General features: G+C 56.3%; 13 protein-coding genes. 4 read left to right on the forward strand and 9 right to left on the reverse strand.

Features of this window, described 5'->3' with window-relative positions; translation table 11 throughout:
• The first annotated feature begins 20 nt into the window (after positions 1-20).
• Positions 21-1,121, forward strand: coding sequence for a site-specific DNA-methyltransferase (locus tag C1J02_RS02290; protein WP_114876961.1), 1,101 nt, complete (start codon positions 21-23; stop codon positions 1,119-1,121).
• Positions 1,122-1,228: 107 nt separating this feature from the next.
• On the opposite strand, the gene C1J02_RS02295 is transcribed toward C1J02_RS02290, so the two are convergent.
• From C1J02_RS02295 to mutY, 3 genes are all read right to left on the reverse strand, one after another.
• Positions 1,229-1,663, reverse strand: coding sequence for a response regulator (locus tag C1J02_RS02295; protein ID WP_114876962.1), 435 nt, complete (start codon positions 1,661-1,663; stop codon positions 1,229-1,231).
• Between the two features lie 67 nt (positions 1,664-1,730).
• Complete coding sequence (locus C1J02_RS02300; protein WP_114876963.1) at positions 1,731-2,882, reverse strand: alkane 1-monooxygenase; 1,152 nt, start codon at positions 2,880-2,882, stop codon at positions 1,731-1,733.
• A gap of 18 nt (positions 2,883-2,900) precedes the next feature.
• Positions 2,901-4,022 carry an A/G-specific adenine glycosylase gene (mutY, locus tag C1J02_RS02305; protein WP_114876964.1) on the reverse strand — a complete coding sequence of 374 codons (1,122 nt, stop codon included), beginning with the start codon at positions 4,020-4,022 and terminating at the stop codon, positions 2,901-2,903.
• Between the two features lie 84 nt (positions 4,023-4,106).
• On the opposite strand from mutY, the gene C1J02_RS02310 reads away from it, so the two are divergent.
• Genes C1J02_RS02310 through C1J02_RS02320 form a run of 3 tightly spaced genes read left to right on the forward strand, consistent with a single transcriptional unit; the run spans position 4,107 to position 6,422 of the window.
• Positions 4,107-4,616 carry a DUF721 domain-containing protein gene (locus tag C1J02_RS02310; RefSeq protein ID WP_114876965.1) on the forward strand — a complete coding sequence of 170 codons (510 nt, stop codon included), beginning with the start codon at positions 4,107-4,109 and terminating at the stop codon, positions 4,614-4,616.
• Between the two features lie 22 nt (positions 4,617-4,638).
• A complete protein-coding gene (locus tag C1J02_RS02315; protein ID WP_114876966.1) occupies positions 4,639-5,310 on the forward strand; it encodes a DsbA family protein in 672 nt (223 codons plus the stop codon).
• Positions 5,310-6,422, forward strand: a complete 1,113-nt coding sequence (locus C1J02_RS02320; protein WP_114876967.1) for a CaiB/BaiF CoA-transferase family protein — start codon at positions 5,310-5,312, stop codon at positions 6,420-6,422. Before C1J02_RS02315 ends, C1J02_RS02320 begins: the two co-directional genes overlap by 1 nt.
• A 56-nt stretch (positions 6,423-6,478) precedes the next feature.
• Here C1J02_RS02320 and lpxK read toward each other — a convergent pair whose 3' ends face one another.
• From lpxK to C1J02_RS02350, 6 genes are all read right to left on the reverse strand, one after another.
• Complete coding sequence (lpxK, locus tag C1J02_RS02325) at positions 6,479-7,471, reverse strand: tetraacyldisaccharide 4'-kinase (protein WP_114876968.1); 993 nt, start codon at positions 7,469-7,471, stop codon at positions 6,479-6,481.
• Positions 7,468-8,700 carry a 3-deoxy-D-manno-octulosonic acid transferase gene (locus tag C1J02_RS02330; protein ID WP_114876969.1) on the reverse strand — a complete coding sequence of 411 codons (1,233 nt, stop codon included), beginning with the start codon at positions 8,698-8,700 and terminating at the stop codon, positions 7,468-7,470. Before C1J02_RS02330 ends, lpxK begins: the two co-directional genes overlap by 4 nt.
• Before the next feature lie 7 nt (positions 8,701-8,707).
• Positions 8,708-8,950, reverse strand: coding sequence for a DUF4170 domain-containing protein (locus C1J02_RS02335; protein ID WP_114876970.1), 243 nt, complete (start codon positions 8,948-8,950; stop codon positions 8,708-8,710).
• Between the two features lie 54 nt (positions 8,951-9,004).
• On the reverse strand, positions 9,005-9,781 hold the full coding sequence (locus tag C1J02_RS02340) for a 3'(2'),5'-bisphosphate nucleotidase CysQ (protein ID WP_114876971.1): 777 nt from the start codon (positions 9,779-9,781) through the stop codon (positions 9,005-9,007).
• Positions 9,768-11,114 carry a TldD/PmbA family protein gene (locus tag C1J02_RS02345; protein WP_114876972.1) on the reverse strand — a complete coding sequence of 449 codons (1,347 nt, stop codon included), beginning with the start codon at positions 11,112-11,114 and terminating at the stop codon, positions 9,768-9,770. The genes C1J02_RS02340 and C1J02_RS02345 overlap by 14 nt, the downstream gene beginning before the upstream one ends.
• A gap of 130 nt (positions 11,115-11,244) precedes the next feature.
• Positions 11,245-12,774, reverse strand: a complete 1,530-nt coding sequence (locus tag C1J02_RS02350; RefSeq protein ID WP_114876973.1) for a DUF2125 domain-containing protein — start codon at positions 12,772-12,774, stop codon at positions 11,245-11,247.
• Positions 12,775-12,809: the final 35 nt, after the last annotated feature.

The raw sequence follows: 12,809 nt of genomic DNA on the forward strand, positions 1-12,809 counted from the left end.
CCGGGGACAGAGGCAGATATATGAAGACAATGACAAAGGGCGCTGGTGCGCTTCCGTTGAACACCATCCTTGCGGGTGACTGCATTGAAGCAATGAATGCACTGCCTGCGGAGAGCATTGATCTGATCTTTGCGGATCCGCCATATAACCTTCAATTGCGGGGTGATTTGCACCGTCCTGACAACTCCAAAGTGGATGCTGTGGACGACGAGTGGGACCAGTTTGCCAGTTTTGCAATCTATGACAAATTCACCAAGGCGTGGCTGAAGGCGGCGCGCCGTTTGCTGAAACCCAACGGGGCGATCTGGGTCATTGGAAGCTATCACAACATTTTCCGTGTTGGAGCCGCGTTGCAGGATCAAGGCTATTGGATTCTGAATGATGTCGTTTGGCGCAAGTCGAATCCGATGCCAAATTTCCGTGGCAAACGCTTTACCAATGCTCATGAGACAATGATCTGGGCTGGCAAAGATGAGAATGCCAAGTACACGTTCAATTACGAGGCCCTCAAGGCGCTGAACGAAGGCATCCAGATGCGCAGCGATTGGGTTTTGCCGATCTGCACGGGCCACGAGCGGTTAAAAGATGACGCAGGGGACAAGGCTCATCCAACCCAGAAACCAGAAAGCCTTTTGCATCGCGTCTTAGTCGGCTCGACCAACCCTGGCGATGTGGTCCTTGATCCGTTCTTTGGCACAGGTACGACAGGGGCCGTTGCCAAAATGCTGGGCCGCGATTTCATCGGTATTGAGCGGGAAGAAGCATATCGCAAGGTCGCAACAAAACGCATCAGCAAGGTGCGGAAGTTCGACAAAGAGGCGTTGCAGACAACCACATCAAAGCGCGCCGAACCTCGCGTACCCTTTGGTCAACTGGTTGAACGCGGCATGTTGCGCCCTGGAGAAGAGCTGTTTTCAATGAACGGGCGCTATAAAGCCAAGGTTCGCGCGGATGGGACATTGATTGGCAGTGACGTCAAAGGATCCATTCACCAGGTTGGCGCGGCTTATGAAAAGGCACCAAGCTGCAATGGCTGGACATATTGGTGCTATAAAAAAGATGGCAAACGGGTGCCAATCGACATCCTTCGTCAACAGATCAGGGCCGAAATGGCCAACTGACTTACCGAAAACTGAACACCGCCGGTGCCTGCGGCCTTCCAGATGAAGGTTCGCATTGAATGGCACTCACCTTGGCCTCGCCTTTTTGGCGGGGCCTTTTTTGAACCTCAATGGGCCAAGTTCATTTTGGTGCGCCGCGCTGATCCCATCTTGAGTGCCGCGTGAACGTAACGGGCATCAAATTCGCCCTTGTTCAACACGTATAGAACACCTGCTGAAGCGGCTTTTTCCCACATGAAAGGAGAAGGCCAATCGCTTACAAGAATAACTGGAATTACAGAAAGGCGCGCATCAAGGGACAGTTCGAGCGCGAAATTCGCGCCTAGGCCGTCCGGCAAATTATTGTCCAGCAGGATCAACGACACCTCAGCGTTCGACAGGGCAAGCCGCGCCGAACGAAGGGTGGTGGCAACCTCAACATTTATCTTTCCCATGGTTCTGTTCAGCACACGGGTCATCTTTTCGCGGTCAAAATCACTGTCTTCAACGATCAGACAGGTTCTTTGCTGCGCAGCGGTTCTTGCTGATGCCGGATGTTTCATCACGTCCCCTTCTCACCATGGACCGCATTTTTGTGGCAGAGAAGTATTAAGATACTGTTCGCAGGATCTAGCGTGGCATCGGGGTCGTGCCTTTGTTGTAAGCCTGCCAGTTGGTGATTTCGGGATAATACATGTCGCGCCATTTGCGCACCCGCGGGTTCATGATCCGCCGCCAGAGTGGTGGAAACATCGCTGCGATCGTCATGATCGGATACCCAAACGGCAATTGTGGAGCCTGATCCGCTCCATAGGTCTGCAGCACGGGGAAACGGCGATCTGGTTTAAAGTGATGGTCGGAATGACGTTGCAGATTGATCAAGAGCCAGTTTGAAGCCTTTTGCGCGGCGTTCCAGGAATGCCGAGGCTGCACGTGTTCGTACTTGCCGCCCCCCAGATGTTTCCGGGTCAAACCGTAATGTTCAATATAATTCACCAGCTCCAACTGCCAGATCGCGACACCTGCCTGAACCAAAAACAGCACCAGTCCGGACCATCCGCCCAGGATTAGCGCCAACAACAAAAACCCGCCCTGTAGCGCCCAGTATTTGAAAAACGGGTTATTCAGATTTGTCCACGGCAACTCCTTGCGCGCCAACATCTGCGCTTCGGCCCGGAACGCGGATTTCAACGATTGCTTGAGGACACGCGGATAGAAGCGGTAAAAACCTTCGTTGTAATGGGCTGTCACAGTATCACGTGGGGTTGCCACATAGCGGTGGTGCACCAACAGATGCTCGGATCGGAAATGCGAATAAAGCACCATGGCCAACAATGCGTCGCCCAAAAATCGCTCCAGCTTGTTCTTTTGATGCATCAATTCGTGACTGTAATTGATACCTATGGTGCCGGTAATCACGCCCACGCCAAAGAATAAAAATACCCGCTCTGCCGTACCCAGATGATCGGCGCGCGGGGCATACCAAAGCAGGCCAAACAACGTGATAAATTGCAACGGCACCCAGATCAGCGTGACAAGTCGGTACCAAAAAAGGTCTTCGTCGGTCGCTTCAAGATCGGCATTCTCAAGGTTCAGCCCGACGATTTGATCGAGCAGCGAAAATAACATCCAGGTCATCAGCGGCAAAAGGGCAATGGTCCATCCGCCTTGCAGCGCACAAAACCACGTCAACGGGATCAGGCCAAGCGACAGCCAAAACGGCAAAACACGCGACATCCGCGCAAGATCGGCAGGGGCGATGATTTGATGCTGCTTGGCCATGGTGACGAACCTCTTGTCCTATTCGGTGCCATATAGCGCAGAATGTGATGTGCTCATAGCTGTGACGCTGCGCTCGCCCTGCGACAAATCAAATGCCTTGCGCATCACGGTCGGCAGATCAGAGGGACGAAATTGGTCGCGGGGGATGAATTGTCCTGATGCAGCGGCGGTACTGGCGTCAACTTGGGCAATTTTGACGGTCAGGATCAAATGAAAATGTGTAAAAGTATGCCGTACTTCACCGGGCAGGTCCTGCCACTTGGCTCCGATAGGCGGTATCCCCTCGGGCCGATCATGGCGCACATCCAACCAATCGGAACCGGGCCAGCCCAGCATGCCCCCCAACAATCCTTTGTCCGGGCGGGTTTCCAATAACCAGGCGCCGTCGTCACGCTGGGCCAGATAAACAGTACCATGTCGCACAGGCTTTGCCTTTTTCGGCGTTTTTTTAGGAAGTTCGGATGCGGTCCCTGCCGCCCGCGCCGCGCAAGGATCACGCCATGGGCAGATGCCGCATGCCGGTGATTTTGGGCTGCATATGGTTGCCCCCAGATCCATGACAGCCTGCGCATAATCGCCGGGGCGTTCCGTCGGGGTCAGCGCCTCAGCCTTGGCCATCAGGTCGGGCTTGGCGGTGGGCAGGGGCGTATGAATGTCGTACATCCGCGCCATCACCCGTTCAACATTGCCGTCCAGCACCGTATGCGGCAAATCGAATGCGATCGATGACAATGCCGCAGCCGTATAAGGACCAATGCCCGGCAGCGTGAGCAAAGCCGCGTGATCCGCCGGAAAGGTGCCGCCATACTGATCGACGACTGCACGCGCGCATTTCAGCAGATTGCGCGCACGCGCATAATACCCAAGACCCGCCCATTCGCCCATCACATCGGCATCTTGTGCTGCGGCCAGATCGGCCACAGTGGGCCAGCGCGTCACGAACCGTGTGAAATAATCGCGCACCGTTGCAACGGTGGTCTGCTGCAACATGATTTCGCTCATCCACACACGATAAGGATCGGGCAGGGCACCTGCCTTGCGCGCAGATGGAACAACGCGCCACGGCATGTCGCGGGCATGCACATCGTACCAGTCCAGCAAGATGCGCGGCAGGTCGTTTGTCGGTGCAGTGTCACGCAATATTTATGGCTCCTGATGGGGTCATGGGTTGGTGCGAAGGGTCAGGCAGGTTATGTAGGACCAGATCACCTGAGGAACATAGTCATGCCGCCGCGGCGCACCAGCACAAAAGGGTTCAAACGCACAGACAGCTTGCTATCCGGACAAATCCGGCATGCATCTGAATCCCGTGGTTTCGCGCAGTCGCGTTTGCTGACGCAATGGGCTGAAATCGCAGGCACGGCAACGGCGGCCATCGCGCAGCCCGTCGAAATCAGCTATGGGCGTGGCGGGATGGGGGCAACATTGACCTTGCTGACGACGGGGTCGAACGCCCCGATGCTGGAAATGCAAAAGGAACAATTGCGCACCAAGGTGAACGCTGTTTATGGCTACAACGCCATCGCGCGGGTTCGCATCACCCAAACCGCCGCATCAGGGTTTGCCGAAGGCAAGGTGGCCTTTGGTCACCAGAAACCGACCATCGACACTGCCCCTCCTGATCCCGCCCTGCGTCAAAAAGCGGCAGAGGCAACAAAGCCTGTTTCGGACGATGGTCTGCGCGATGCCCTTGCGCGCCTGGGTGAGAACATATTGAACAAGATGAAACGCTGAAAAGCCGACAAAGGAAAACCAGATGAACCGCAGAAACGTTATTCTCTCCGTATTGGCCGTACTCGGTGTCGGCGGTTGGGCCTTAAGCAGCAGCATGAGCCCCAACTCCACACCCGTAAATCCGCTGGCCAATGCCGCCAATGCACAAACAGCCGATGTTGATACGTCAGCCATTCAGGACATGATGATCGGTAACCCCGATGCCCCGGTCACTGTCACTGAATACGCGTCGTTCACCTGCCCCCATTGTGCGGCGTTTCACGCAGGACCGTTCAAACAGCTCAAGGCAGATTACATCGACACAGGCAAAATCAATTTTGTTTACCGCGAGGTCTATTTTGATCGGTTTGGCCTTTGGGCATCGATGGTGGCGCGGTGTGGTGGCCCGGACAAATACTTTGGGATCGCAGACCTGATTTACAAAGGGCAACCTGAATGGACCCGCGCCGGTGAACCTGCTGCGATTGCTGGCGAATTGGGCAAGATTGGCCGGCTCGCCGGGATTGATGCTGAAGCGCTTGACGCTTGTCTGAAAGACGCAGGCACAGCAGAAACTCTTGTTGCATGGGAAAAGCAGAACCGCGAGGCAGATGATGTGACCTCGACGCCCAGCTTTTTGATCAACGGCACAAAGTATTCGAACATGTCATACAGTGACATGAAAGATCTGATCGATGCGGCAATTGACGGCTGATGGCGGCACCATTAGCGGGTCTCAAAGTAGTTGAAATGGCGCGTGTTCTGGCTGGCCCATGGGCCGGTCAGACGCTGGCCGATCTTGGCTGTGAAGTCATCAAGGTAGAAAGCCCGGATGGCGACGACACGCGGCAATGGGGACCACCCTTTGTCACGCGTGATGATGATGTGTCCGCAGCCTATTTCCATTCGACCAATCGTGGCAAAGCGTCGGTGACAATCGATTTTCGCACGCCCGAGGGGCAGGCGCATGTCAAGGAGTTGCTGCGTGACGCGGATATCCTGATTGAGAATTTCAAGACCGGCGGTCTTGCGAAATATGGGTTGGATTACGCCAGCCTTGCGGCGCAATTTCCAAAGCTGATTTATTGTTCGATCACCGGCTTCGGCCACACGGGCCCCTATGCCCACCGCGCCGGATATGACTTTATTATCCAAGGTATGTCTGGCCTGATGTCCATCACCGGCGATCCTGATGGCCAACCGCAGAAATCCGGCATGGCCATTACGGATGTTTTCACTGGGGTGTATGCCACCACGGCCATTCTCGCCGCCGTTCATCAACGCGCGCATACCGCAAGGGGCCAACACATTGACATGTCCTTGCTGGATTGTGCTGTGGCCATCACCGGAAATCAGGCGATGAACTATTTGACGACAGGCAAGGCACCAAAGCGGATGGGCAATGCGCATCCAAACCTTACCCCCTATGAAGTTTTTGCATGCAGTGACGGCCATCTGATCATCGCGACGGGTAATGATGGTCAATACCAACGGCTGTGTCGGCTTTTGGGTCTGGATGACATGGCAACGGCCCCGGAATACGCGAAGAACGCGGACCGGGTTGCCAACCGACCTGACATGATCCGCCATCTGAATGCAGCGACGCAAATTCGCACGCGGGATGATCTTTTGGCAGCGTGTGAAGCGCATAATGTGCCCGCAGGGCCGATTAACGACATGGCAGATGTGATGGCAGACCCACAGGTCGTTGCCCGTGGCATGCAGATCGAGTTGGACGGTGTACCGGGGCTGCGCTCGCCGTTTACGTTTTCTGACGCGGAACTGTCCCTGCATCGTCCATCACCAAAGCTGGGCGAGGACAATTGATGATCAGACGTTGGCCCCGACGAAAAACGGCCTAGGGAATTTATAGTTTCCGAGGGTTACTTTGGCTTGGGCAATGCCCTCAAAGAGGCAAAGAGCGCGTTATCCTCAGGAAACTCCAACCGCACCGGCAATGTGATGACTTTGGTCCGAAATGTTGCGGGAAGCCGCACGGCATCTTTCTCTGTTGTCACCAATTGCGCCCCGCGCAGTGCGGCATCCGCCTCCAGGCGGGCCATTAATGCTGCTGTCAGGGGTTGGTGGTCGTCCAGCGCTTCGCACTGCACAAGGGTCGCCCCCAATCCTCGTAATGTGGCAAAGAATTTTTCTGGGTGCCCGATGCCGGCAAAGGCCAATGCCCGCATATCCGTCCAATCCATGCCAGTCTTAAGGGGTTTTAGCGTGGCACGGACATGAGGCAATTGGGCAGGCAGCTGCGCTGTGTCAAAACCACTTTGCGCGGCATCATCACCAATCGACAATATCAGATCGGCCCGTTTGAGACCCATTTCAACAGGTTCCCGCAGAGGTCCAGCAGGCAGACAAAGGCCGTTGCCAAATCCCTTTTGTGCATCCACCACGACAATGCTGAGGTCATAATGTACCGCTGGGTTTTGAAACCCATCGTCAAAAACCACAACACTTGCACCGGCATCCTGTGCTGCCCGCGCACCTGCGGCGCGGTCACGCGCCACCCAAACTTCGGCAAATGCAGCAAGCAGCAATGGTTCATCACCGACATCCGCCGCTTTGTGCCGGGCGGGATCAACGCGCACAGGCCCCTCAAGTGTTCCCCCATAGCCCCGAGAGACGATGTGCGGTTCATGGAAAAGCCCGCGCAGATGATCAACGACGGCAATGGCAGTCGGCGTCTTTCCGGTACCGCCCGCGTTGATGTTGCCGACGCATACCGTGGGTATGTCCAACGTGATCGGTACGCCCTTTTTCAGCCGTCGCGCTGTTGCCATCGCATATGCCACGCCCAACGGGCGTAATGCCCGTGCCCGCCAATCAGGTTTGGGCAGGTGCCAAAAGGCGGGGGCGCGGCTCACGGTTGCCCGGCCCGTTTATCAAGCGCGTCCTGCACCAGATCAATAACCCGGTCCATCAATGCGGCTCCTTGGCTGATGACGTCCCATCCCGCATGCGCCATCGCGGCGGCCTGATCTGCTGCGATCAGATGCGACACCGCAGTGCCAAGCGCATCCGCGTCATTCACAATCCGCGCGGCACCCGCCGCAGCGAGCCGCGTGTAGGATGGCATGAAGTGCCGCACTTTAGGGCCGTACAGAACTGCTGATCCAAGGGCCGCTGCTTCAAAGGGATCGGAGCCGCCCTTTTCAGACATCAAGGATGAGCCAAGAAACGACACCGGTGCCACGCGAAAAAAGAGCCCCAAATCATGCGGATCATCGGCAATCATCACCTGCGTTGAATCGTCGGGATTATTGGCACCACCCCATCGGATCACATTAAGACCATTCTCACTGGCATGTTCTGTGATCGCATCTGCATCGCCCGCATCTGCGGGATGAATGATCAGCAACAGCCGATGTGAAAGCCGCAGCGCTTTGCGGTGCGCGGCCAGAACAACCGGGGCTTCTTGTCCCAAAACGTGGGCGGCAAACCAAACTGGGCGCCCAGCGAGAGCCGCCGACAATTCTGCCAGATCTGAATCGGCACAAAGCAGCGTTTGCCCACCAGCCATCAACGGCGATGTGACCTCAATATCTTCGCGCCTGAGACCCAGTTGGACCAGCCGCCGCTGGCCAGCGTCGGAGCGGGTCAGGATGGCCTCAAAACGGCTCAACATATTCTTTGTCAGCTTCGACAACCATCTATCCCTGCGACCATCGAAGCCTTTGGTATCGGCATCTATCATGATCAACGGGCATTTCCTTTCAGCGGCCTCCAAGATCAGGTTTGGACGCAGCGCGCCCCAGACCCAGACGCAGAGATCAGGCTGCCAGTGGTCCAGAAACGCGGCAACACTGCCGGGATGCTCATTTGGCACGTTTTGCACAATCAACACTGCATCGTGAGGGACGGCAATGCGGCTCGGCTGTGTTGTTTCTTCGGGCAAGGTAATCAACACATTCAACCCGACCCGGTTTGCACAAAGTCGCAGTGCAAGGTCTTGGACAGCGATCAGATTGCCGGGCTCAGCGGCGTGTATCCACACCAGTTCGCCATCGGGGCGGGGCGTTGCGGGCGTGTCCATGCGCGCCTCGCTCCGCCGGGCCAAAGCCCGATACGCCGTCAACCCCAGCGACTGAGCCATGTGTGATTTATCCCAGTTCTTCGGTCGATGATGCGGCCGTTTCTTCGTCACGCAAGCGGTGCAGATGCGCGATGAAATAACGCATGTGCGCATTATCCACGGTGCGCTGGGCCTCGTTCTTCCAGGCGTCATATGCCGATGCATAGTCGGCAAAGATGCCAACAACATGAATATCATCCACATTCTTGAACGCAGTTTCGGTGGGGGTCACCAGTTCACCGCCAAAGACAAGGTGCAGGCGTTGGGTCATGGATATTATCCTTTCATCAATGAGCTCGGGTCTTTGCGTATCAGATGGGGCACGTCACGCAAGAGCGTCTATCAAAGCGGTGTGCACGTTCGACCCGCCCGCGACAACACCGTTCAGCCGTGGATCACGGTTATTGAACAACAATGCCGTCCCCTGTTGATCGCTGCATGCCCCACCTGCCTCTGACACAATCAATGCACCTGCGGCGATGTCCCATTCCCAACTGCGGCGCAGGGTGATCATAGCGTCAAAGCGCCCATCGGCCACCAAGGCAAGGCGGTACGCCAGTGAGGGGCGATAGCTCCGCTTAAAAATGGGTTCAGTTTTGGATATCCAATGATCTGCTATCATTGCGGGGCGCGCCGCGAGCACTGTCGCGCCTGAAAGTTCTGATATTTGTGATGCTGCAATCGGTTTGGCGTTCAGCGTGGCACCGATGCCCAAACCCGCAGCGTATAGCTTTTCGCGCATCGGCAGATAGACAACCGCAGCGGTGACAATGCCGTTTCTTGCGATGGCAAGCGAATGTGCCCAGGTGTTCGACCCTTCGACAAAGCTTCGGGTGCCATCAATGGGGTCAATGATAAACACATGTTCTTTGGAAAGGCGTTTGTCGTTATCCTCGGTCTCTTCTGACAGCCATCCGTACTCCGGACGGGCCAAGCTGAGCACAGAGCGTAGCAAATCGTTTACCGCCAAATCAGCCTCTGTTACGGGACCGGCACCGCCGGGTTTGTCCCAACGCTGTGCCGTGCGCCCCACAAAGCTGGTCGCGACCCGGCCCGCCATCCGCGCCGCATCTATCAACAAAGACAAATCACGCCCCGGCAAGGGTCATTCCTGATACCAACAATGACGGGACAACACGTGACAGATGCGCGCGCGCGTCATTGGCTGGCACGATCGCGCGCAGCATGTCCCGCAGATTTCCCGCAATTGTACATTCATTGACCGCATGCGTGATCTCGCCGTTCTCAATCCAAAGACCAGATGCGCCACGCGAATAATCCCCATTGTTGGGGTTGATGGTGCTGCCGATCAAAGATGTCACCAACAAACCTGTGCCCATGTCGCGGATCAGGTCATCACGGGTTTTTTCGCCTTGGGTCAGTTCAATATTCCAGTTTGTCGGAGTTGGTCCTGATGACGTGCTGCGTGCGGCATTCCCCGTAGAGGACAGCCCGAGTTTCCGCGCCGTTGCCAGATCAAGCGTCCAGCCCTGCAGAACGCCATTCTCAACAATCAACCGTCGGGCCGTTGGCAACCCTTCACCGTCAAATGGGCGCGAACCGCTGGTCCGGGGGCGATGAGGGTCTTCGATCAGCGACAGAGTATCGGGCAGAACGGGCTGACCCAATGCGTCCCGCAGCCATGAGGCACCGCGCGCGATTGCCATACCGTTGACGGCCCCAAGAAGATGGCCGATCAATGACGATGAGATACGTTCATCAAAGAGCACCGGATAAGCGCCCGTCGGCGGTTTGCGCGCGTCCAGCCTGCGCAACGCCCTTTCGCCCGCTGACGTGCCGATATCGCGTGGATCGCGCAGATCGCTTTGAAAAATGCGGCTGTCACCGTCATAGTCTCGTTCCATCCCGCTGCCTGTACCGGCAATGGCGACACAAGACAGGCCACGATCCGTGCGGGCGTACCCACCTTTAAATCCATTCGTTGTGGCAAAATGGACTTCTTGTGCACTGTACCCGGCACTTGCCGACTGCACCTGTGCAACACCTTTGACCGCCAATGCCGCCGCCTCAGCCAATACAGCATCCTGTTGCAGATCAGCGGGGGAAGGTTCAGGTGTGGCATCGTAAAGCTCAAGTGCGTCGATGTCCCAATCTGTCGCAAGTTGATCCGGTGCGGCAAGACCACTATGTGGATCCTCCGGTGCCTCTTTGGCCATTGCGACAGCACGTGCTGCCATTTCTTCGATCGTCCGGTCTGATGTGTCCGAGGCCGATACATTTGCCGATCTTTGGCCCACAAAGACCCGCAAACCAATGTCGATGCCTTCGGCCCGTTCGGCCTGTTCCAATGCGCCGCCGCGCACATCAACGGATACCGATGTGGCCCTTACGGCTTTGGCATCCGCACCGTCGGCACCCGCTTTGCCTGCCGCCCGCAGCAGTGATTTTGTGAGCGCATCTAGGGGCTGGGACATGGTACTGGTTCCGTTTGTGACTGAAGGGCAGACGTAATGGTCCCAAAGGGGCAGGGCAAGGGGACCACACCAGTTGCCAGCTAAAAGGGCGCACCAATTGGCACGCCCCTTACTTGGATCGGCAGTTCAGTTACTTAATGCGCTGACCATTGGCCAGAACCTGACCTTCTTCGGTAAACTCAATTTTCGAATTGAGCGTATCCGGCTCGGATCCAGGTACCGCAAAAAGCCCCATCATCATGCGTGCGCCCATTGCCTGATCCTCAGGGAGCAGCCCCATCGCCACGAGCTTGTCCAGCAATCCGTTGCCGCCAACCAAGGACAGATCGACCGCGCCCACGGGTTTGGGCATGCCGGGAAAGGTTGTCATGTCGGTATTGTCGAAGGTGAAATCGCCCGCGCCGTCCAGTTTGGCACCCGCCGCATCTAATTGCAGCTTGTTCACCGTCAGGGACTGTACTTCGCCGGGTTGTTCGCTTGCGAGCTGTGCCGCAGCATCAGGGTCAAGGAAATCAACCAGCAATTTTGCCTTGCCTGACAGATCAACCACCATGGTCGCCGGGTCGCGTGGCAGTTGGCCGGCAGGATCAAAGATACTCCAGATCACGTCGGACATCTTGAATTCGCCCAAGGTGATGCCAAATGCAAAATCCTGTGGGTCCTCTGATTTGCTGACGGGCATGCTTAGGTTAAACGCACCCTTCACCATGCTCATATCAATCGGAAAGGGCAGGCCAGCGACATTCGCTGTTATCGCCATATTGTTCTGGGATCCGTTATAGGCCAGCCCATCTGCGCCCATCTTGATGCCCAGATCACCGCCATCCGATGTCGTGGACATTGAAAAATTTCCGTTCTCGGAATCTTCGACATCCATCTGAGTTGAGCCGGCGCCATAGGCGATCAGACCAGAGACATCGAACCCGGCCTTGAGCATCGCAGCCATGTCTGCGGCATCACTGATCACCAACGGGATTATGCCGCCGCCATCCATAGTCAGATTTGCAACGCTGCCATTCATCTTCACCTTGGCAGGCTCTGTCGGATTATTGATCGCGATATCGTATTGGATGCTGTCGATCTTGCCGGTTTGCTGATAACTCCGGATCTCGGCGATGGCCATTGTTGTGCTGCTGCTAAAGCCCGTGCCGATGATGTTTACCTTGGCGTTTTCCTGCCCATAGGTTTCGGAACCAACCTGCAATCGGTCCAACGTAAACGCGACCGTCCCTGCAGAGTAATCATAGACCATTTCCTGGGGTGATCCGCTGGCCGTCATGGCGTGATCAGTTTGGCTGTACCGCATGCTGACCGTGACGGGTTCCGCACCTCCCTCGGGTGCGATGTTGACGGTCATCGGCAGTTCACCGGGCATAACGACAGAAACCGTACCATCCCCGTTTTGCACGAATTCCAATGTACCCAAAGTCATCGACATCGCGCCGGCGTTTTCCGGCATGACCATGTTCAACCGGATGTCAGCAACCGTTAGAACACTGCCATTCTGGCTCTCTGAGGCATCAATACCGTAGCCCATGCCCTCCATGTATTGACGCCAGTCGCCCCACACTTCGGACGGGGTCAGATCGGCCAGCGCCGCCTGAGACATGACCGCAAGGGGCAAAGCAAGGCCAAAAGCCGTTGGGGAAAGACGAGACATGATGAAATTCCTTTGTGCAATTCTCGGGACCATAG

The organism is Sulfitobacter sp. SK011 (assembly GCF_003352065.1).
In the GTDB taxonomy this organism is placed as follows: Bacteria; Pseudomonadota; Alphaproteobacteria; order Rhodobacterales; family Rhodobacteraceae; genus Sulfitobacter.